This window comes from Prosthecobacter sp., from assembly GCF_014879935.1.
Lineage (GTDB): Bacteria > Verrucomicrobiota > Verrucomicrobiia > Verrucomicrobiales > Verrucomicrobiaceae > Prosthecobacter.
On sequence record NZ_JACSRD010000085.1, the window covers coordinates 1 to 20,021 of the forward strand.

The 20,021-nt window shown below is 61.5% G+C and carries 16 protein-coding genes; 12 read left to right on the top strand and 4 right to left on the bottom strand.

Features of this window, described 5'->3' with window-relative positions:
• Nucleotides 1-761 (top strand): protein kinase (locus IAE77_RS04515; protein ID WP_294222476.1); only part of this gene is annotated, 761 nt, incomplete at its 5' end.
• On the top strand, nucleotides 758-1,699 hold the full coding sequence (locus IAE77_RS04520) for a metallophosphoesterase (RefSeq protein ID WP_294222479.1): 942 nt from the start codon (nucleotides 758-760) through the stop codon (nucleotides 1,697-1,699). The genes IAE77_RS04515 and IAE77_RS04520, both read left to right, overlap by 4 nt.
• Here the strand turns inward: IAE77_RS04520 and rfbC are convergent.
• Both rfbC and IAE77_RS04530 read right to left on the bottom strand, forming a co-directional pair.
• Complete coding sequence (gene rfbC, locus IAE77_RS04525) at nucleotides 1,655-2,227, bottom strand: dTDP-4-dehydrorhamnose 3,5-epimerase (RefSeq protein WP_294222482.1); 573 nt, start codon at nucleotides 2,225-2,227, stop codon at nucleotides 1,655-1,657. The two genes, IAE77_RS04520 and rfbC, sit on opposite strands and share 45 nt — an antisense overlap.
• A 341-nt stretch (nucleotides 2,228-2,568) precedes the next feature.
• Nucleotides 2,569-5,124 carry a DUF1592 domain-containing protein gene (locus IAE77_RS04530; RefSeq protein ID WP_294222485.1) on the bottom strand — a complete coding sequence of 852 codons (2,556 nt, stop codon included), beginning with the start codon at nucleotides 5,122-5,124 and terminating at the stop codon, nucleotides 2,569-2,571.
• Between IAE77_RS04530 and IAE77_RS04535 the strand changes: the two genes are divergently transcribed.
• The gene (locus IAE77_RS04535; protein ID WP_294222488.1) at nucleotides 5,123-5,734 is read left to right on the top strand and encodes a phosphopantetheine-binding protein; all 612 of its coding nucleotides are present in this window, start codon (nucleotides 5,123-5,125) and stop codon (nucleotides 5,732-5,734) included. The two genes, IAE77_RS04530 and IAE77_RS04535, sit on opposite strands and share 2 nt — an antisense overlap.
• 45 nt (nucleotides 5,735-5,779) lie before the next feature.
• On the top strand, nucleotides 5,780-6,778 hold the full coding sequence (locus IAE77_RS04540; RefSeq protein WP_294222491.1) for an SMP-30/gluconolactonase/LRE family protein: 999 nt from the start codon (nucleotides 5,780-5,782) through the stop codon (nucleotides 6,776-6,778).
• Between the two features lie 62 nt (nucleotides 6,779-6,840).
• Here the strand turns inward: IAE77_RS04540 and IAE77_RS04545 are convergent, their stop codons facing one another.
• Nucleotides 6,841-7,482 (bottom strand): DUF1080 domain-containing protein, encoded by a 642-nt coding sequence (locus IAE77_RS04545; RefSeq protein WP_294222494.1) that lies wholly within the window; start codon nucleotides 7,480-7,482, stop codon nucleotides 6,841-6,843.
• A 146-nt stretch (nucleotides 7,483-7,628) separates the two neighbouring features.
• Here IAE77_RS04545 and IAE77_RS04550 point away from each other — a divergent pair, with 146 nt between their 5' ends.
• Together IAE77_RS04550 and IAE77_RS04555 are read left to right on the top strand one after the other, a co-directional pair.
• Entirely contained in the window at nucleotides 7,629-8,981 is a 1,353-nt protein-coding gene (locus tag IAE77_RS04550; protein WP_294222496.1) for a sulfatase-like hydrolase/transferase, read from the top strand.
• On the top strand, nucleotides 8,978-10,330 hold the full coding sequence (locus IAE77_RS04555; RefSeq protein ID WP_294222499.1) for a sulfatase-like hydrolase/transferase: 1,353 nt from the start codon (nucleotides 8,978-8,980) through the stop codon (nucleotides 10,328-10,330). The genes IAE77_RS04550 and IAE77_RS04555 overlap by 4 nt, the downstream gene beginning before the upstream one ends.
• Nucleotides 10,331-10,354: 24 nt before the next feature.
• Here the strand turns inward: IAE77_RS04555 and IAE77_RS04560 are convergent, their stop codons facing one another.
• Nucleotides 10,355-11,149 (bottom strand): DUF5677 domain-containing protein, encoded by a 795-nt coding sequence (locus IAE77_RS04560; protein ID WP_294222502.1) that lies wholly within the window; start codon nucleotides 11,147-11,149, stop codon nucleotides 10,355-10,357.
• 141 nt (nucleotides 11,150-11,290) lie between these two features.
• On the opposite strand from IAE77_RS04560, the gene IAE77_RS04565 reads away from it, so the two are divergent.
• Genes IAE77_RS04565 through IAE77_RS04590 form a run of 6 tightly spaced genes read left to right on the top strand, consistent with a single transcriptional unit; the run spans nucleotide 11,291 to nucleotide 20,018 of the window.
• Complete coding sequence (locus IAE77_RS04565; protein ID WP_294222505.1) at nucleotides 11,291-12,778, top strand: arylsulfatase; 1,488 nt, start codon at nucleotides 11,291-11,293, stop codon at nucleotides 12,776-12,778.
• A 44-nt stretch (nucleotides 12,779-12,822) separates the two neighbouring features.
• Nucleotides 12,823-14,268 (top strand): sulfatase-like hydrolase/transferase, encoded by a 1,446-nt coding sequence (locus IAE77_RS04570; RefSeq protein WP_294222508.1) that lies wholly within the window; start codon nucleotides 12,823-12,825, stop codon nucleotides 14,266-14,268.
• 27 nt (nucleotides 14,269-14,295) lie between these two features.
• Nucleotides 14,296-16,089, top strand: a complete 1,794-nt coding sequence (locus IAE77_RS04575) for an arylsulfatase (RefSeq protein ID WP_294222511.1) — start codon at nucleotides 14,296-14,298, stop codon at nucleotides 16,087-16,089.
• 15 nt (nucleotides 16,090-16,104) lie between these two features.
• Nucleotides 16,105-17,574: a sulfatase gene (locus tag IAE77_RS04580; protein ID WP_294222514.1), complete on the top strand. Its 1,470-nt coding sequence runs from the start codon at nucleotides 16,105-16,107 to the stop codon at nucleotides 17,572-17,574.
• Between the two features lie 33 nt (nucleotides 17,575-17,607).
• Nucleotides 17,608-19,170, top strand: a complete 1,563-nt coding sequence (locus IAE77_RS04585) for a sulfatase (RefSeq protein WP_294222518.1) — start codon at nucleotides 17,608-17,610, stop codon at nucleotides 19,168-19,170.
• Nucleotides 19,167-20,018, top strand: a complete 852-nt coding sequence (locus tag IAE77_RS04590; protein WP_294222522.1) for an alpha/beta hydrolase — start codon at nucleotides 19,167-19,169, stop codon at nucleotides 20,016-20,018. The genes IAE77_RS04585 and IAE77_RS04590 overlap by 4 nt, the downstream gene beginning before the upstream one ends.
• Nucleotides 20,019-20,021 lie beyond the last annotated feature (3 nt).

Below are 20,021 nucleotides of genomic sequence, written 5' to 3' on the forward strand. Positions count from 1 at the left end.
CGCGGCTGACGCGGAAGCTGCCGACGCCGCTGGGCTCACCGCCAGTGGAGGACCAGTCCATGCATGAGAAGAACATCCAGAAGGAGGCGATGATCGTCAGCCGTCTGAGTGAGCTGAACCACCTGCACGTGCCGACCTTCCGCTACCTGCACCCGGATGGGGTGTGCTACGTGCGGGACTTCTGCGCGGGCATGAGCTTGGTTGACGCGCTACAGCCGTGCATGCCGCTGGGGGCGCTGGCCGGGGCGGTGCTGGGCGCGGCAAACGCGCTCTTCCCGTTGTTGCACGCGCACACGCCGCTGCCGATGTTTATGCGCGACTTTAAGCCTAATAATCTGATCGTCACGCGGACGGGCGGGCTGTCCGTGCATGTGATCGACTTCGGCAGTGTGCGCAGCGCGCCGGACGCACGGGCGCACAGGCGAGTGATGCTGGGCAGCGGCAGCTGGCGGCACTGGGCGCTGGAGTTGCTGAGCGCGGACTTCGGCACGCCGGACCACCGGACAGACTACTTCGCCCTAGGCTGCACGCTCTTCTACATCTTCACCGGCGGTGTCATGCCGTACTCGAATTCGGAGGCTGATTCTGCGGCGGCGCTGGCGCTGTACGAGGGCGAGCACACGCGAGTGCTGCAGGTGCTGGAGGGGCTGCGGGTGCGGCACGCGCTGAGCGCGCCCTTCGTGGCGTGGCTCAGCGGCTGCCTGGCACCACGCATCGCGGACAGGCCGCGGCACCTGTGGAGGGAGGGCATCCACTCATGACGGATGTGATCTCTGACGTGCACGGGGACTACGCGTCCCTCTGCCTGCTGCTGGAGTCGCTGGGCTATCGGCGGGAGGCAGGCACTTGGCGCGCGCGGGACCGGCGGGCGGTCTTCTGCGGGGACCTGGTGGACCGTGGGCCAGAATCCCGCCGGGTGGTGGAGGTGGTGCGCCGGATGGTGGATGACGGGCAGGCACTGGCGGTGATGGGAAACCACGAGCTGAACATGGTGCTCTTCCACGCGGAGGCGGACGGCAGGCCGCTGAAAGCGCGCGAGGGGAAGGCCTGGTTCAGCCACCAGTCGACGGTGCGTGGCTATGCGGGTGACGCGGACCGGTTGCTTGAGGACGCGCGTTGGCTGGCTTCGCTACCCTTTTGGCTAGAACTTCCAGAGCTGCGCGTGACGCACGCGGCGTGGGTCCCGTCCTACATGGACCGTATCACACGTGGGCTGCCGGACGGGCACGACCATGAGACGCTGCTGCGCGTGTTCCGTGAGGGCGGGCACCTAGCGGAGGACATCACGCACCTACTGAAGGGGCCGAAATTCCGCTTGCCGCCGCCGCTGTGCGCTCAGGACTGGCGCGGCCGTGAGGTGGAGTCAGTGCAGCTGGCGTGGTGGCGTGACTTCCAAGACGTGCGCTGCGTAACGGAAATCGCTTTTCCGGGTCACGTGTCCCTACCGGCGATGGAACTGCCGGCCCAGGCACGCGCGATGCTGGGTGCCCACGCGGGCTACGCGCCGGACGCTCCGCTGGTGGTAGTGGGGCACTACCGAGTGCCTCTGCCGGACTGCCGCCTGTGCGGGAATGTGCTGTGCATCAACGTCTGGCATACGGGGCGCGAGCGGGTCAGCGCGTACACGGTGCAGGGCGGTGAGGCCGCGCTAAGTCTAGTCGTGGGCCAGCAGGTACTGGGCGAGCGACATACCCTGTGAATCACGCGGCGATGTGATGGGCCGCGAACCGTGCAGCGGCCAGTCGACACGCAGGTCGGGGTCATCCCAGGCGATGGCGATCTCGCTGTCCGGATGGTAGTGCGAGTCTGTGGAGTAGAGGATGAGCGACTCTGCGGAGGTGACGAGGTAACCGTGGGCCATGCCCCTTGGGATGATCAGTTCCTGGTGGTTGTAGTGGCTTAGATGGACGGCGGCCCATTGGCGGTAGGTGGGGGAGTCCCGGCGCAGGTCCAGCATAACGTCAAAGACGGATCCGGCCAGCACGCGGATGCTTTTCGCCTGCTCATGCGGGGCGCTCTGCAGGTGCAGGCCGCGCAGGACATCCTTTTTCGACCAAGAGAGGTTCACCTGAGCGATGTTCTGCTGCTGAGGCTGTTGCTGCGTCTGAGCACCGAGATGAAAGCGCGCCACCTCCATGAACCAGCCACGGTCATCGGTGATGGGCTGGAGGTTTCTCAACTGGACGCCAGGAATCTGAGACAGCTCTACTTTTTTGGAGAAGTGCATACAGATGATTGAGTGAAATCTTTGAGGCTAATGAGTGCTGATTCCGTAAGTCAAAAGTGAAAAGCGTAGAATGTCAGGGAAGAATAGTTACTCGCAGTCACGACTCAACGAACGCTCCCATAATCTGCTACAAACGAATCAATGAACACTGTACTAGCCTTTCAGTTCCCGCCTCAACCGTTAAATTTTGCTCCAGATTTAGAGTCTCCACTCTCTTCGGAGTGATACACATTGGTCGCCATCCTACAGCAGGTAGCACATCTAACTTCCTTACGCCATCTTATCCGCACGCAGTCGGCTGTGCTTTGCGAACAGCTTTCGCGGCATAGCCCTCTCATAATTCACTTCCGCCGAAACGTCTCACTCAGCACCAACTCGGTCACAAACGTCTTCAAGCCACCACCTTGCTTGAGCGATTTGGCGACGATGTCGGCTACAGCTTGGCCATCCGCATACGTCGGGGCGGCGCCGGTGGCGTAGGTGAGGAGTTTTTCGGTGAGGCAGCGTTGGACGTCGGCGGGTTGGGCGAGGAGGAGTTGTTTGAAGTCTTTGATGTCTTTGAAGGCTCTGCCGTCGGCGAGCTGGCCGCTGGCATCGACGGGGAGGGAGACTTTGTATTGCCAGACACCGCGGTTTTCGACTTTGGCGGTGGGTTTGTCGCCTTTCTCTTTGCTGCGGTAGCGATCACGCCAGCCGCCGATGACGTCGAAGTTTTCGAGGGCGAAGCCAGGCGGGTCGATCTTGGCGTGGCAGCCGGCGCAGTTCTCAGAGGTGCTGTGTTTGGCCAAGAGCTCGCGGATGGTGCTGGCACCGCGCGTGTCGGGCTCGACGCCGGGCACGCCGGGCGGTGGCGGAGGCGGCGGCTGGCCGAGGAGACGTTTCATGACCCAACCGCCGCGAAGCACGGGCGAACTGACGGTGCCGTTCGCGGTGACTTTGAGAATGCTCGCTTGGGTGAGCAAACCGCCGCGCACGCTATCGGTGGGGACTTTCACGCGGACGAACTCTTCGCCTTTGGCGACATCGGTGCCGATTTCGTAGTGCTGCGCGATGCGATGATTGAGCATCAAGAAGTCACTCTGGATGAAATTCGTGACCGGAAGGTCTTTGGAGAGCATTTCGGCGAAGAAGGCCTCGGTTTCGCCGACCATGGCGTATTTGAGCATCTCATCGAATTCGGGATAAAGGCTCATGTCGGGGCTGGTGGCGTCGATGCTGCGCAGATCGAGCCATTGACCGGCGAAGTTCTTCACGAAGGCCTGGCTGCGTTTGTCGGCGAGGAGGCGGTTGATTTGTTTTTTGAGCGTTTCGGGCTCGTGGAGCTTTTTCGCGGCGGCGAGGCTCAGGAGCTCGTCATCGGGCAAGGTGCTCCAGAAGAGATATGAGAGGCGTGAGGCCAAGGCGTGATCGCTGAGGCGCGGGCCGGGCTGCTCATCGAAAAAGAGGAACTGTGGCGAGGTGAGCACGGCGCGGAGGCCGAATTTCGCGGCCTGGAGGAACGGCGCACCGCTGGCGAGCGAGTCCTGCGCGAGTTTAACGAAGCGATCTGCTTCGCCTGGCTCCAGCGGACGGCGAAACGCCTTCGCGGCGAAGCCTTCGATGCATATTTTGAGTGACGCGGCGGCATCAGCAGGCTGCAATTCGAAGCCGATGGCCTTTTCGGTGTCGCCGCGGTTGTTGATCTTCTTTTCGTCGAGCTTCACGACGGGCACATCGGGAAAGAGCGACTTCACAGAAGGCGGCGGCCAGTTCGCCATTTCGAGCGGGCCTTCGATCTCGATCCACTGCACGGCGAGGCCGCGGCCTTTGAAGTCCTTCGTCGTGTCGCTGTCATTGAGGCGCTGGCCTTTTTCGTCGTAGCCGACGCTGAAGGGCATCACGATGAGATGCTCGCTGCGATTGATGCGCGTGACGACTTCGACGACGCGCGGCTGATCCGCAGGCATGTCCCAGTGGCCCAGCAGGCGCTTTCCGGCGCTGTAGTCGTTCGCGTAGATGCGTGCGGTGACGGGTTCGCCGGCGCTTTGATAGCCATACGCGGACAAACGGATGCGATAGGTGCCGCCGCGTCGCATTTTGAAGTTCGAGAGGCCGAGCAGGTAATCGGCATCGGTGAATATGACGAGCGCGTCAGGCACATCGCGGAAGACGACGCGCTTGCGGCTGTATTTCTTCTTCGGGTCCTCCGGTGGATTGTCGGGCAGAGCGAGGTTCTCTTTGATGCTCTTTTGATCTTTGTAGGTGAAGCGCTCTTTTTTGAGTTCGATCGGCATGCGCAGGTCCACGGCGGCATCGAGCGCGGCATCGGCGGCTTCGAGGTATTTTTCGATCTGGAGCTGCGAGAAGCGCAAACCGTCCGCCACGGTGTCGAAGCCGTGCATCGGCGTGTCTTCGGGCAAAAGGCCCGCGAGCGGCGTGTCGATGTGGAGCAGATCGCGGACGGTGTTTTCGTATTCGATGCGGTTCAGCCTGCGGGCCTGCGTGCGGCCTTGCGAGGCTGTTTGAGCGGCGCTGCTGTCGCGAAGTTGGCTGTCGAGCGAGTCGAGGAAGGTGCTGGCGAGCTTCGCATCAGGGCGCGGCTTCTTTTTCGGCGGCATCTCGCCATCGGCGACGCTGTCATGGACCTTGACCCAATTTTCGAAGAGCTGCGGGTCTTTGAGATCAAATGAGAGCGCGGTGAGATCGAGGCCGCCTTTCTTCACATCGGCGTCGTGGCACTCGGTGCAATGCTGGTCGAGGAAGGTGGTGAGGGCCTTCGGCGTGGCGGCGGAGGCGAAAGCAGGCAGAAAAAACAGCGCGAGACGCATGGCCGCGCATGAGGCCACAAAGCGCGGGATCGTGCAACCGTGCGCCGCTGGCTTGACAATCCAGACGCGCAGATCAACAGAGCCGGGCATGGGTTTGGATGCCGTCGAGCTTGTCTTGGCCTTCGAGGAGCAGTTCGGGATCGCGATCCCGGACGCCGCCGCGGAGAAAATGCGCACGCCCCGGGATGTGATCGACTTTGTGCTCCAAGAACGACAGCGCGTGGCCCAGTTGGATGCGATGAGGCACTTGTCGGAAGCGCTGGCCGGCATGGGATTCGCGAACGTGCGGCCGGACATGAGTTTCCGTGAGCTGTTCGGGAATCAGCGCATCGCCCGATGGGAACATCTGGGGAAACGGCTCGCCCCCTTTTCGATTCCACGCGACGTCCCGCACGGTCCCGGCGGTGCGGTGGCAGGATGGTCATGCCTTGGCGGCGTGATCGCCTTGTTCATGCAACAGTGGGTTCTGGCGGGTGTTGGTGCGCTTTTGTTCACGGTGGGATGGATTTGGTCAGACCGCACGCGCCGCATTCCTGACAGCGTGGATACGGTGGAAAAGATCGCCGCGCATCTGACACGCCCATTTTCAGAGTCTGAAATCGCCGAGAAGGTACAAGCCATCGTGGTTGAGCAGTTGGGACTGAAAGAGGGTGTTTATGGCGAGGAGAAGGACTTCGTCCGTGACCTGGGCTTGGTTTGAGGCCTTGGCGCACAAGCTTGGCAGCACTCGCTGCGTTGATGGAGCATGATCCGTCTCGCTCCGATCCTCTGCTGCCTCGCACTCGCCACCTCTGCCTCCGCGCTCGACTACACCGGCCTCGATAGCGCGAAGTTTCTCGGGCGCGTGATCATCGAGGCTACCGTGACGACAAAGAAATACTTCACCGAAGGCCCGGCGATGAGTGCGGAGGGCGATGTGTTCTTCACGAACACCGGCGAGATCCTCAAGTTCAGCCCGAAGACGAAAACGCTCGAGGTTTTCCGCAAGCCGAGCACCGCGAACGGCTCGTGCTTCGATGCCCAGGGCCACCTCATGAACTGCGAAGCTGGCGACGGCACGAATGGCCGCGTGACGCGCACCGATCTGCGAACTGGCAAGATCGAGGTGCTGTGTGACTCGTTCGGCGGCTTCCCGCTCGGCGGCGCGAACGACCTCACCATCGACTCGAAGGGCCGGATCTACTTCACTTCGCGACTCGCAAACACCGATCCGGCGAAGGGGAATGTGAACGCCGTCTATTGCATCGACCCCGATGGCAAAACGTCGCGCATCCTCGCCGCGCCGGAGATCGACATGCCGAACGGGCTCGCCGTATCGCCCGACGAGAAGACGTTTTACCTTATCGAGGCCGATGGACGTGCCGGACGTGCGCGAAACATCCGTGCCTACGACCTCCAGCCCGATGGCAGCGTCACGAACATGCGCGTGCTCGTCGATCTGTCGCCCGGACGCAGCGGCGATGGCATGGAACTCGATGAACAGGGCAATCTCTACGTCGCCGCCGGCCTGCACAAGCAACGCGGCACCAGCGAGACGCTCGACACGCGTCCCGGACTGCATGTGTTCTCACCACAGGGCAGGCTGCTCGCCTTTGTCGAGACACCGGAGGATACCGTGACCAACTGTGCCTTCGGCGGCGACGACCTGCGCACGCTTTACATCACCTGCGGCAAGCACCTGCTCAGCGTGCGCACGACGATCCCCGGCCAGCCGCGCTATCGTGTGGGCGCGGCGAACAATTGAGGCTTCGCTCACGATTTAAATGACCACATCTGCCCCTCAGACAGTCTATCCAGAGATGAAGCTCACAGCCGCTTGATGCGGATGTTGCGGAACTCCACCGGGTCGTTGTGACCGGCGAGACCGAAGAAGCCGCTGGTGCGACTGATTCCCGGATGCGGCTTTTTGCCCGCGACTTTGCTCAAATCCACTTTGCTCAGATCCGCATCCAGGATGGTCACGCCGTTCAGGATCACCGCGATGTTCGAGCCCTTCACGATGACCTCCTGCACGTTCCATTCCCCGGCGGGATTCAGATGACCACGCTTCGCGGCCACCATGCCATAGGCGGAGCCGTGATACTGACGCGGGTCGAGTTTCGCATACTTCGGCGCATCATCATCGAGCACCTGAAGCTCACACATGCCGACATAGGCCGTGTCACCTGTGCCGGGGTAGCGGATCGCCAGGCCGTTGTTGCATCCGGCGGGAATCTTGATCTCAAGCCGCACGACGAAGTCCGCATACTCCTCCGCCGTGTGGATCGTGCCGCCTTTGCCTGCCTTGCACACGATGACACCGTCCTTGATCTCGTAGTTTTCCACCGGCCCCTTCCAGCCAGAGAAGTCCTTGCCATTGAAGATGGAGACGAAACCCTCCTCATCAGCGGCGACAGTGGTGGAGCTGAAAACAGCGAGGCAGAGCAGGAGGCGGCGGGTGAGCGACATGATGAGAGGAGGGTGATGAAGGGCCAGACAAACGGCGGACGTGTCCGGGACTATCGTTTCGGTCCAACTTGATGCGGCAGAGCCTGCTGGTGACGTGGCGTCAACTCGCTGACACAAACCCGCGCTGGAGACGTTCTCAAGCGGCCATGAAGTTTGTATTCCGCTGCTGCCTGTTGTTGCTCGCATTGACGCCCGTGCTCACCGCCGCGGAGTCGAAGCCGAATTTCCTCATCATCTTCGCCGATGACCTCGGTTTTGGCGATGTCTCGACCTACCATCCGTCGGATTGTCACACGCCGAACATCGACCGCATCGCGGCTGAGGGCATGCTTTTCACGAACATGCGTGCCAACTGCACCGTGTGCTCGCCATCGCGTGCGGCCTTGCTCACGGGGCGTTATCCGGACCGTGTGGGCGTGCCCGGTGTCATTCGCACGAAGCCGGAGGACTCCTGGGGCTATCTCGCTCCTGGCATTCCGACGATCGGCAATGAATTGAAGAAGGCCGGTTATCACACGGCGGTGATCGGCAAGTGGCATCTCGGCCTCGAATCGCCCAACACGCCGACTGAGCGTGGCTTCGATTTCTTCCACGGCTTCCTCGGCGACATGATGGACAGCTACACGACGCATCTGCGTCAGGGCCACAACTACATGCGCCGAAACGCGGAGGTGATCGATCCGCAAGGACACGCAACGGACATCTTCGCCGGCTGGGCCGTGGATTACTTCCGCGAACGGGCGAAGGAGAAGCAGCCGTTCTTTCTCTACCTCGCCTTCAATGCACCGCATTTTCCCATCGAACCACCCGCCGACTGGCTGGCGAAGGTGAAAATGCGCTCGCCGCAGCTCGAGGAGAAGCGTGCGTTGAACGTCGCCCTTGTGGAACACTTTGATGATCGCGTCGGGCAGGTGCTCGCGGCCTTGAAGGAGGCCGGACTGGCGGAAAACACCGTCGTCGCGTTCAGTTCCGACAACGGCGGCTCGCTGCCGCATGCGCAGAACAACGATCCGTGGCGCGATGGCAAGACGAGCCACTACGACGGCGGCCTGCGCGTGCCGTTCATGATGCGCTGGCCGGGGCACATCAAGGCGGGTTCACGCTGCGACTATGCGGGGCTCAACTTCGACCTCTTTCCGACCTTCCTCGAGCTCGCCGGGATGAAACCCTCCGAAAAACTCGATGCAGTGAGCCTCGTGCCCTTGCTCAAGGGCGGCACGATCGACCAGCCGCGCGAGCTTTACTTCGTCCGTCGCGAAGGCGGCATCGCCAACGGCGGACGCAGCTACGAGGCGCTCATCCGTGGCGAGTGGAAGCTCATGCAAAACACGCCTTACAGCCCGCTGGAGCTCTACAACCTCAAGAACGACCCTCAGGAAAAGAACAACCTCGTGGACAAGGCGCCGAAGATCTTCCGCGAGCTCGCCAACGCCCTGCGTGCGCACGTGCAGATCGGCGGCGCCACCCCCTGGCAGTCTCCTTCTTCCGACAAGCCATGAAATCACTGCTCTTACTCCTTTCGTCATTCCTCATTCTTCATTCGTCATTTTCGGCGCAGACGAATGTGATTCTCATCATGGTCGATGACTTCGGCTACGAGTGCGTCACCGCGAACGGCGGCGAGTCGTATCAGACGCCGAACCTCGACAAGCTGGCCGCATCGGGCGTGCGCTTTGAGAACTGCCACGCGCAGCCGCTGTGCACGCCCACGCGCGTGCAGCTCATGACCGGCCGCTACAACGTGCGCAACTACCTCAACTTCGGCACGCTGCGCCGCGAGGAGACGACCTTCGGCCACCTCATGAAAAACGCGGGCTACGCCACCGCCATCTGCGGCAAGTGGCAGCTCGGCCATGAGCTCGACTCGCCGCAGCACTTCGGCTTTGAGGAATCCTGCCTCTGGCAGCAGACGCGCCGCCCGCCGCGCTACACGAATCCCGGCCTCGAATACAACGGCGTCGAGAAGGACTTCACGAAGGGCGAGTACGGCCCCACGCTGGTGAACGATTTCGCGCTCGGCTTCATCGAGAAGCACAAGGAGAAGCCCTTCTTCCTCTACTACCCGATGATCCTCACGCACAATCCCTTCCAGCCCACGCCGGACAGCGCGAAGTATGATCCGACGATCAGCAGCGAGCAGAAGCTGCAGAGTCCGAAGCACTTCGCCGACATGACCGCCTACATGGACAAGATGGTCGGCCGCATCGTAGCGAAGCTCGACGAGCTAGGCCTCCGTGAGAACACGCTCATCCTCTTCCTCGGCGACAACGGCACAAACAGCGGCATCACCAGTCGCTTCCAGGGCCGCGACTACAAAGGCGGCAAAGGCTCCACCAACGCACACGGCACGCACGTCCCGTTCATCGCCCGTTGGCCCGCTGTCATGAAAAAAGGCCGCGTCTGCGCCGACCTCATCAGTTGCGCCGACTTCCTGCCCACCCTCTGCGCCGCCGCAGGTGTCGAGCCGCCCGCCGGCGTCGATGGCGTCAGCTTTCTCCCGCAGCTCAAGGGCGAGGCCGGCACGCCGCGCGAGTGGCTCTACATCTGGTACTCACCGCGCCAGAGCAAGGACATGACCGTGCGTGAATACGCCTTCGACCAGCGCTTCAAGCTCTACCGTACCGGCCAGTTCTACGACTTGAGCGCCGACGAGATGGAGAAACAGGACCTCGCCGCCACCGCCCTCGCCAGCGACGCCGCCGCTGCGAAAGCAAAGCTGCAAGACGCCCTCGACCAGTTCAAAGACGCGCGCCCTGCCGAGCTCGACCAGCAGTTCCTCAACTCCGGCGCCGGCAAGGACAAGCCGGAGAAGAAGGGCAAAAAGAAGAACAAGAAGAAGGCGGAGTGAATCGCTCAGGCCTCTATTTGTTTGTTATGCTTTCGTTAGTTGTGTGAGTTTGCGCTCGAATCCACGGAGGTCGGCCGCTTGTTCGAACCGTGCAACATCTGCTTCAATCTGCGCAAGGAAATCTCGAGCTGCGAGAAAAAAGGACTTCCATGCAACATCAAACGGGAGCAGCCAATCTGCGACACATGTAAACTCGCCAAGCTTCTTGGCCCCACCGAGTCCCCGTTTGTAGAGCGATGCCGCCTCAAAGTTTGAATGTGCGTATGCGGAGAGCAAGACATAGAAGCTGTACAAGTATGGTTCCTTCAATTCTTTGAGCATTTCCCACACATTGGGAGCCTGCTTCGGTATCTGGTAATCCATCTTCGCCAATAGTTCGCAAATATCGGCATCAAATCCATCATACGCACTCTTTCTGCTGTCGTAAGCCGATATGAGAGCTTTCGGGATGTGTGTACTCTCCGCCAGCTTCTTTGCGTGTGTTGTGCCGCTGCGCAGAAAGAGAACCCAACGAACTTCACGTTCATACGGGTCGAGTGGGACAAACATCCAACGGGCTCTAACGCTCGTTTCAAAGATTGTCCGTGCAATGAGGTTGCCCGATGGAGCAAGAACAAGATCATCCCGCGCGAGCACAGTGAGTGATTCGAAGTGTCGCAGCATCAGCTTCATCAGAGTGAAAAACTCCACCTCAGATTCGTAACGACCGATCGAATTAGGTCTAGTCGTCAATTCCGCCAAGTAGGCTTCGATGAGACGGTCGCAATGATCGCAAACGGCTCTTACTTCATCGGAAGGCGGCTGAATAGGGTTGCTCATGGAGGGATTTTAAACGGCTTCACACGCAACAAGTGCAGTGATGAGAGGCTGTATGGGTTGATTATAACATGCACATACTGTGCAAAGGGGGGAATGTCGATCAACACACACCATGTCGGGAGTGATTAACGGACAGAAGCCATGCTTGCCTTCGTTCTCGGCGGCATGAAACACCTGTGGCTCCTCTTTCTCATCTGCGCTTCATCATTCGCTACGGAGCAGCGCCCCAACATCGTCTTCCTCATCTGCGATGACCTCGGCTATGGCGATGTGCATTGCCTGAACCCGGAGCATGGGAAGATCGCGACGCCTGGGGCGGACCGACTGGCGGCGCAGGGGATGATCTTCACGGATGCGCATTCGGGTTCGTCGGTGTGCACGCCGACGCGCTATGGCGTGATGACGGGGCGCTACAGTTGGCGGACGAAGCTGCAGGGCGGCGTGGTGGAAGGTTTCGCGCCGAGCCTGATCGCGAAGGATCGTCCGACGGTGGCCAGTTTTCTCAAGAGCGCGGGTTATCACACGGCGATCATCGGCAAGTGGCATCTGAATTTCGAATACCTCGATCCGAAGAGCGGCAAGCCTTACAAGGCGAAGGAGTTCGACACGCCGCCGGTGGGCGCGAAGATCCCGGACGGGCCCATCACGCGCGGCTTCGACTCCTACCACGGCTTTCATCACGCGCGCGACATGGAGGCGGTGATCGAAAATGACACGGTCATCGAGCATGACGAGGTGGTGCACATGCTGCCGCGTCTGCGGCGCAAGGCGGTGGAGTACATCAACTCGCGCAAAGGCCAGGAGCAGCCGTTCTTTCTCTACCTGCCGCTCGGCTCGCCGCACACGCCCATCGTGCCCGCGCCGGAGTGGCAGGGCCGCAGCGGCCTCGGCGATTACGGTGACTTCGTGATGCAGACCGATGACGTGGTCGTCGCGGTTTCGGAGGCCTTGGAGCGCAACGGCATGACGAAGAACACGCTCTTCATCCTCACCAGCGACAACGGCTGCTCGAAGGCCGCCGGGATCGACAAGCTCGCCGAGCAGGGCCACAAGGTCAGCGCGAACCTTCGTGGCTCCAAGGCGGACATCTGGGACGGCGGGCATCGCATCCCGTTCATCGCACGCTGGCCGGCGAAGATCGCCGCCGGCACCACGAGCGACCAGCTCATCTGCCTCGTCGATTTCTTCGCCACCACCGCCGACATCCTCGGCAAGCCGGTGCCCGCGGGCAGTTGCGAGGACAGCGTGAGCTTCCTGCCGGCGTTCGGCGGTGAAAAGATCGTGTCCACGCGTCACGGCGTCATCCATCACTCGATCAGCGGCCACTTCGCCTATCGCCAGGGACCGTGGAAGCTCGCACTCGCGAAAGCCTCCGGCGGCTGGTCCTCGCCCACCGAGGCCAAGGTGCCCGCCGGCTGGCCCAAAGGCCAGCTCTACCACATGAAGGATGACATCGGCGAGACCACGAACCTCTTCGAATCCAAATCCGAGATCGTGAACCAGCTCCTCGACCTCCTCCAGGCCGACATCGCCCGCGGCCGCAGCACCGACGGCCCCGACTCCACCAACGACTTCGCCGACATCGTGCTGTGGAAGAGCGAGAAGGGCAGGAAAGCGAAGAAGAAGTAGGTTCGCGGTACAATTCGGCGGCACCGTCGTTTGTCTCCCCGACCATGAAGCACGCCCTCACCGTCCTCTGTCTCCTCACCCTCAGCTCCCCGCTTTTCGCGGTGGCCTTGTCCTCCGGAGCTTCAGCGAAGGATGGAAAGCCTAACGTCCTCTTTCTGTTCGCCGACGATTTCACCTACGAGGCCGTGCGCGCTTTTGGCCACACGGACATCGACACGCCGAATCTCGACCGTCTTGCCGCACGCGGCACCACCTTCACCCGCGCTTACAACATGGGTTCGTGGAGCGGCGCGGTGTGCGTGGCAAGCCGCACAATGCTGAACACCGGCCGCAGTGTGTGGGACGCGGACAAGATTTACAAAACGACCGACAAGGAACGCCAGTCCGGCGTGCTGTGGTCGCAGCTCATGGGCAAGGCCGGCTACAAGACCTACATGACCGGCAAGTGGCACGTGCAGACCGATGCCACGAAGTGCTTCGACATGGCGATGGATGTGCGCCCTGGCATGCCGAAGACCGTTCCCACCGCTTACAATCGCCCCATCGAAGGCCAGACGGACGCATGGAGCCCGTATGACCAATCGCTCGGCGGATTCTGGGAAGGCGGGAAGCACTGGAGCGAAGTCGTGAACGACCACACGATCACCTTCCTCAACGATGCGAAGCAGCAGGAGAAGCCCTTCTTCATCTATGCGGCGTTCAACGCACCGCATGATCCGCGGCAGGCACCGAAGGAATTCCAGGACAGGTATCCGCTCAGCCGCATGCAGGTGCCGCAGAATTTCATCCCCGAGTATCCCTACAAGGACGACATCGGCTGCCAGCACAAGCTGCGTGATGAAAACCTCGCCCCGATGCCGCGCACGGAATTCGCCGTGAAGACGCACCGCAGCGAGTACTATGCGCTCATCACGCACCTCGACGTGCAGATCGGCAGGATACTCGACGCGCTCGATGCGAACGGCCAGGCCGACAACACGTGGATCTTCTTCACCGCCGACCACGGCCTCGCCGTCGGACATCACGGTCTCATTGGCAAACAGAACACGTATGACCACAGCGTGCGCGTGCCCTTCATCGTCGCCGGACCCGGCGTGGCGAAGAACGCGAAGAACGACAACGCGATTTACCTTCAAGACGTCATGGCCACCGCCCTCGATCTCGCCGGAGCCGAAAAACCAAAGCACGTCTTCTTCCACAGCCTTCTCCCGCTGCTCAATGGCGAGCAGAAGACCAGCAGTTACGACTCCGTCTATGGTGCCTACCTTGAACTGCAGCGCGCCGTCACGCACGACGGCTGGAAGTTGATCGCCTATCCGAAGGCCAAGGTGATGCGCCTCTACCACCTCGCCGAAGATCCGCAGGAGATGACCGACCTCGCTCCGAAGGCCGAACACGCCCCGAAGAAGAAGGAGATGTTCGAGCGCCTCGTGAAGCTGTCGTCTGAACTTGGCGACAAGGTGGACTTGAAGGCGGCTTTTGCTGAATAAACGCCTGTTCACGTCGTTGACCAAGGCATGCCTCGCCTTATCTGCCTGCTCCTTTCGTTCATTGCTGTTCACGCATCGTTTGCTGACCAGCCGAACGTGCTGCTCATCATCACCGATGACCAGGGCTACGGTGATTTCTCGATCCATGGCAATCCTCACCTGCAAACGCCGAACATCGACAAGCTGGGCAACACCGGCGTGCGGTTTGAGCGTTTCTACGTGAACTCTTTCTGTGCCCCGACACGCGCGGCGCTGCTCACGGGACGCTGGCCGCTGCGCACGGGTTGTCATGGCGTCACGCACAATCGCGAGGCGATGCGGCCTTCGGAAGTGACGATGGCGGAGGCGTTCAAGACGGCGGGTTATCGCAGCGCCTGCATCGGCAAGTGGCACAATGGCGAGCAGTTTCCCTTCACTCCCGCCGGACAGGGCTTTGACGATGTGTTCGGCTTCAACAACGGCCACTGGAACAACTACTTCGACGCCACGCTGCTGCGCGGATCGAAGCGCGAGGCGACGAAGGGCTACATCAGCGACGTGCTGACCGATGAGGCGATGAAATTCATCAGCGCGAACCAGAAGCAGCCGTTCTTCTGCTACCTCGCCTACAATTCGCCGCACTCGCCTTATCAGGTGCCGGACAAATACTTCGACAAGTTCAAGGCGAAGGGCTTCGAGGACAACGTGGCGGCGTTTTACGGCATGTGCGAGAACCTCGACGACAACGTGGGTCGCCTGCTGGCGCATCTCGACTCGTTGAAGATCGCGGAGAACACGATCGTGCTCTTCCTCACCGACAACGGCGGCACGGCGGGCGTGAAGATCTACAACGCCGGCATGCGCGGCGGAAAAACGAGCGTGCACGAGGGCGGATCACGCGTGCCGCTCTTCCTGCGCTGGCCGGCGGCGAAATGGACACCGCACGTGGCGAAGCCCATCGTGTCCCACATCGATCTGCTGCCCACACTGCTGGATCTCTGCGGTGTGAAGGCCCCGGACGGCCCGAAACGTGATGGCGTGAGCCTGCGGCCGCTGTTGGAGAACGAAGACAGCAGCGCCTGGCCGGAGCGCACGCTTTTCACGCACAATCCCATCGACGAGACGAACAAGTTCCCCGGCGCCGTGCGCACGCAGCGCCACCGCCTCGTGCGCGAGATCAAAGGTCCGGCCGGTGGCTCCAAGGCCAAGGCCAACGATGACAGCGCGACCGACTGGCAGCTCTACGACATGGAGACTGACCCCGGGCAGGAGAAAAACATCGCCAAGGGCCATCCTGATCTCGTGAAGGAGCTGAGCGCCCGTTACGATGCCTGGTTCGCCGACATCTCGAGCCAGGGGTTGCAGCGTTTCCCCCTGCCCGTCGGCCATGCGGAGCAAAATCCGGTCGAACTGCACGCGCCGCAGGCCATTTTCGATCAACCGCTGCACTTCGCCAGCGGGCCGGGTTTTGCGAACGACTGGCTCACGAACTGGACCGATGCGAAGACGAAGGTGTGGTTCGACATCGATGTCATCACGGCAGGCGAATACGATGTGGAGCTCGCCTACGCCTGCCCAGCGGCGGATGCCGGGTCCAAGCTGCGCGTTTCCATCGGCGACCAGACGCGCGAGACGGCGGTCCTGCCTGCGGAGGCCCCTGCGATCCCCCTGCCCCATCGTGACGAGGCGGGGAAGGAACGTTATCGGAACCGTGCGTGGGGCACGCTGAAGCTCGGAACGTTGAAACTGAAGCAAGGTCCCGCCAAACTCACACTGGAGCCGCTTTCCATGCCCGGAACTCAGGTGATGGACTTGAAGCATGTGCAGCTCACTCTTCGTTGAGTCATGCTCACTACCATGAAGTCCCTGGCCCTCGTTTTTTCGTCATTCGTCATTTTGCATTCGTCATTCGCTGCGGAGCAGCGGCCGAACATCCTGTTCTTCTTCGCCGATGACCAGCGCTTCGACACGTTGAGCTGTGCCGGCCACCCGATCGTGCGCACGCCGACGATCGACAAGCTCGCGGCGGATGGCGTGCGCTTCAGCAACGCGTTTGTGACCACCTCCGTGTGCTGGGTGAGCCGCGCGGTCATTTTCACCGGCCAGTGGGCACGGTCACACGTGCAGCGCAACGCGGTGCCGAAGGTGAAGCCGGAGGCAGCGGCCACGATTTATCCCGTGCAGCTTCGCAAAGCCGGCTACCGCACCGCCCACTTCGGAAAGTGGCACTTCCGTGGGCCGGATGGGTTCAAACCGGAGGAGCAGTTCGACGCGTTCGAGCAGATCGGCCGGAATCCATATTTCAAAACGATGCCGGACGGCACGAAGCGGCACGAGACGGACCTCGTGTGCGACCGCGGCATCGAGTTCCTCAAATCGCAGTCGAAAGACAAGCCGTTCTGCATGCAGCTCTCCTTCAATGCCGCGCACGCCGAGGACAATGACCACCGGCCTGGCATCGGCCTTTATCCCTGGCCGCAGTCTGCCGATGGACTGTATGAGGATCGCAGCATCCCGCCGCCGCGTCTGGGAGATCCGGCCATCTTTGACGCGCATCCGCAGTTCCTGAAGGACAGCATCAACCGCCAGCGCTGGTTCTGGGGCTATGACACGCTGGAGAAATACGAGACGAATGTGCGGGCCTATTTCCGCATGATCACCGGCATCGACAACGGCATCGCGCGTGTCCTCGCCGCGCTGAAGGAAGCCGGACTCGCCGACAACACGATCATCGTCTATTCCGCCGACAACGGCTACTACCTCGGCGATCGCGGTTTCCAGGGCAAATGGTCACACTTCGAGGAATCGTTGCGCGTGCCGATGGTCATCCACGATCCGCGTCTGCCGAAGGACAAACGCGGCCGGGTCGCCACCGAGATGGTGCTCAATGTCGATCTGCCTGCGACTTTCATCGACTGGGCCGGCGCGGAGCGTCCCGCCGGGTATGAGGGCCGCAGCCTCTCGACGCTCGTGGAGGGCAAAGGCAGCGACAAACCGTGGCGCACGCACTTCTTCTGCGAGCACCTGGATCTGCCGCCCACGCTCACGTGGGAGGGCATCCGTGATTCGCGTTATGTGTATGCGCGTTACTTCGATCAAAAGCCGCCATTCGAATTCCTGCACGATCTTGAGCAGGATCGCGATGAACTGAAGAATTTCGCCAGTGATCCCGCGCATGCCGAAGCGCTGAAGAAAATGCGTGAACTCTGCGATGCGGAGATGAACGCCCGCGGCGGTCCGCTGCCGCCCGTGGACCAGCGCGGCGTGCAGAAGGGCGAGGGCGGCCCAAAGAAAGCCAAGGCGAAAAAGAAGCAGCCCACGCAATAGGGCGGGCCATCGAACCTCACTTCCAATCCGACCATGAAACCAACCGTTCTCATCCTCTCGGCATGCCTTGCTGTGGCATCGTCATTCGCTGCGGAGCAGCGTCCGAACATCCTCTTCGCCATCGCGGACGACTGGGGCGCGCACGCGGGTGCCTACGGCACCTCGTGGGTGAAGACTCCGGCGTTCGACCGCATCGCCAGGGAAGGCGTACTTTTCACCCGCGCCTACACGCCGGTGGCGAAGTGCGCACCGTCACGCGCCATCGTGCTGACCGGCCGCCATGCCTGGCAGAACGAGGAGGCGGGCAATCACATGGCCTACTTCCCCGCAAAGCTCAAAAGCTGGCCGGAAGTGCTCGTCGAGAAGGGCTGGCACATGGGCATCACCGGCAAGGGCTGGGGTCCGGGCATCGCGAATGACGCGACCGGCAAGCCGCGCCAGATCACCGGAAAGCCCTTCAACCAGCACAAGGCCAAACCACCCGCCTCCGGCATGGGCAACAACGACTACGCGACCAATTTCACCGATTTCCTCGACGCAGCGCCGAAGGACTCGCCGTGGTGCTTCTGGTATGGCTGCCTGGAGCCGCATCGCGGCTACGAATATCAGTCCGGCGCGAAAAAAGGCGGCAAGAAGCTCACTGACATCGCGAAGGTGCCCGATTACTGGCCGGACGACGAGATCGTGCGCCACGACATGCTCGACTACGCCTTTGAAGTGGAGCACTGTGACAGCCACCTGGGCCGCATGATCGCGGAACTGGAGAAACGTGGGCTGCTGGACAACACGCTCATCATCGTCACCGCGGACCACGGCATGCCTTTCCCACGCTGCAAAGGCTACTGCTATGAGGACAGCAATCACGTGCCGCTCGCGATCCGTTTCCCCGCAGGCATGAAAAAGACCGGGCGCGTCGTCGATGACTTCGTCAATTTCACCGACATCGCCCCCACCATTCTCGACTTTGCCGGCATCGCCGAAAAACAGAGCGGCATGATGCCGGTCACCGGCAAAAGCTGGCGTCCCATCATCGAGAGCGAGAAGAGCGGCCGCGTCGTCGCCGAACGCGACCACACGCTCATTGGCAAGGAGCGCACCGACGTGGGCCGCCCGCACGACTGGGGCTATCCCATCCGCGGCATCGTCACCGCCGAGCATCTCTATTTGAAGAACTACGAGCCCACACGCTGGCCGGCGGGCAATCCCGAGACGGGCTACCTCGACACCGACGGCGGCCCGACAAAGTCGTTGATCCTCGAAATGGGCCGCAAGAACCGCAGTGACAAGTTCTGGCAGCTCAACTTCGGCATGCGCCCGGGCGAGGAGTTCTTCGATCTCACGGTCGATCCGCATGCCGCGCGCAATCTGGCCGCCGAATCCGTCCACAAAGACACCGTCGCCAAGCTGCGCGAGCGCATGGAGGCCGAATTGAAGGCGCAGAACGACCCGCGCATGGCCGGAAACGGCAAAATCTTCGACGAGTATCCCGCCACCAACGGCGCCGGCTTCTACGAGAAGTTCATGCGCGGCGAGAAAATGAACGCCGGCTGGGTTTCGCCGACCGACTTTGAAAAGGAACCGATCAAACAGCCATGAAGACCCTCCTTGCCTGCCTTTTTGCCTTGGGAACGCTGTTCTCCGCCGCCGAACCCGTCACACGCATCTACAAGAAGGTCGCGGATCGCGAGTTGAAGCTCACCATCGTCAATCCGCCTGACTGGAAGGCCTCCGATCAACGTCCGGCGATGGTGTTCTTCCACGGCGGCGGCTGGACGGGCGGCGCGCCGACGCAATTCACGCAGCACAGCGATTACCTCGCCACCCGCGGCCTGGTCTGCATCCAGGTCGAGTATCGTTTGATCAAGAAGGGCGACTCCGGTCCGCCCATCGACTGCGTGCACGATGCGAAGTCGGCCATGCGCTGGGTCCGCAGTCATGCGAGCGAGCTGGGCATCGATCCGAATCGCATCGGAGCGGGCGGTGGCAGCGCGGGTGGTCATCTCGCGGCGTTCGTCGGCATGGTCGAGGGGCTGGATGATCCGACGGATGATTTGAAGATCTCGCCGAAGGCCAACGCGCTGGCGTTGTTCAATCCCGTGTTCGACAACGGCCCGGACCAAGGCTGGGGCCACACGCGGGTGAAGGAGCGTTATCAGGAGTACTCGCCTGCGCACAACATCACGCCCGACGATCCGCCGGCGATCATCTTTCTCGGCACGCAGGACAAGCTGATCCCCGTCGCCGTGGTCGAACGCTTCAAGGCGAACATGGAAAAGGCCGGCGTGCGCTGCGTGGCGAAGTTTTACGAAGGCCAGGGCCACGGTTTCTTCAATCCCGGCAAAGGCGGCAAGATGGAGTTCTACTACGACACGCTGCTCGAAACCGACAAGTTCCTCACGTCGTTGGGGTGGTTGAAGGGCCAGCCGACGTTGAAGAAGCCGTGAGCG

Excerpts from the sequence above, each read along its gene's own strand:
- IAE77_RS04555 (WP_294222499.1), top strand. The coding sequence starts at position 8,978 with ATGAAATCACTGCTCTTACTCCTTTCGTCATTCCTCATTCTTCATTCG.
- IAE77_RS04545 (WP_294222494.1), bottom strand. The coding sequence starts at position 7,482 with ATGTCGCTCACCCGCCGCCTCCTGCTCTGCCTCGCTGTTTTCAGCTCC.
- IAE77_RS04550 (WP_294222496.1), top strand. The coding sequence starts at position 7,629 with ATGAAGTTTGTATTCCGCTGCTGCCTGTTGTTGCTCGCATTGACGCCC.
- IAE77_RS04520 (WP_294222479.1), top strand. The coding sequence starts at position 758 with ATGACGGATGTGATCTCTGACGTGCACGGGGACTACGCGTCCCTCTGC.
- IAE77_RS04580 (WP_294222514.1), top strand. The coding sequence starts at position 16,105 with ATGAAGTCCCTGGCCCTCGTTTTTTCGTCATTCGTCATTTTGCATTCG.
- IAE77_RS04565 (WP_294222505.1), top strand. The coding sequence starts at position 11,291 with ATGCTTGCCTTCGTTCTCGGCGGCATGAAACACCTGTGGCTCCTCTTT.
- IAE77_RS04570 (WP_294222508.1), top strand. The coding sequence starts at position 12,823 with ATGAAGCACGCCCTCACCGTCCTCTGTCTCCTCACCCTCAGCTCCCCG.
- rfbC (WP_294222482.1), bottom strand. The coding sequence starts at position 2,227 with ATGCACTTCTCCAAAAAAGTAGAGCTGTCTCAGATTCCTGGCGTCCAG.
- IAE77_RS04560 (WP_294222502.1), bottom strand. The coding sequence starts at position 11,149 with ATGAGCAACCCTATTCAGCCGCCTTCCGATGAAGTAAGAGCCGTTTGC.
- IAE77_RS04585 (WP_294222518.1), top strand. The coding sequence starts at position 17,608 with ATGAAACCAACCGTTCTCATCCTCTCGGCATGCCTTGCTGTGGCATCG.
- IAE77_RS04575 (WP_294222511.1), top strand. The coding sequence starts at position 14,296 with ATGCCTCGCCTTATCTGCCTGCTCCTTTCGTTCATTGCTGTTCACGCA.
- IAE77_RS04535 (WP_294222488.1), top strand. The coding sequence starts at position 5,123 with ATGGGTTTGGATGCCGTCGAGCTTGTCTTGGCCTTCGAGGAGCAGTTC.
- IAE77_RS04530 (WP_294222485.1), bottom strand. The coding sequence starts at position 5,124 with ATGCCCGGCTCTGTTGATCTGCGCGTCTGGATTGTCAAGCCAGCGGCG.
- IAE77_RS04590 (WP_294222522.1), top strand. The coding sequence starts at position 19,167 with ATGAAGACCCTCCTTGCCTGCCTTTTTGCCTTGGGAACGCTGTTCTCC.
- IAE77_RS04540 (WP_294222491.1), top strand. The coding sequence starts at position 5,780 with ATGATCCGTCTCGCTCCGATCCTCTGCTGCCTCGCACTCGCCACCTCT.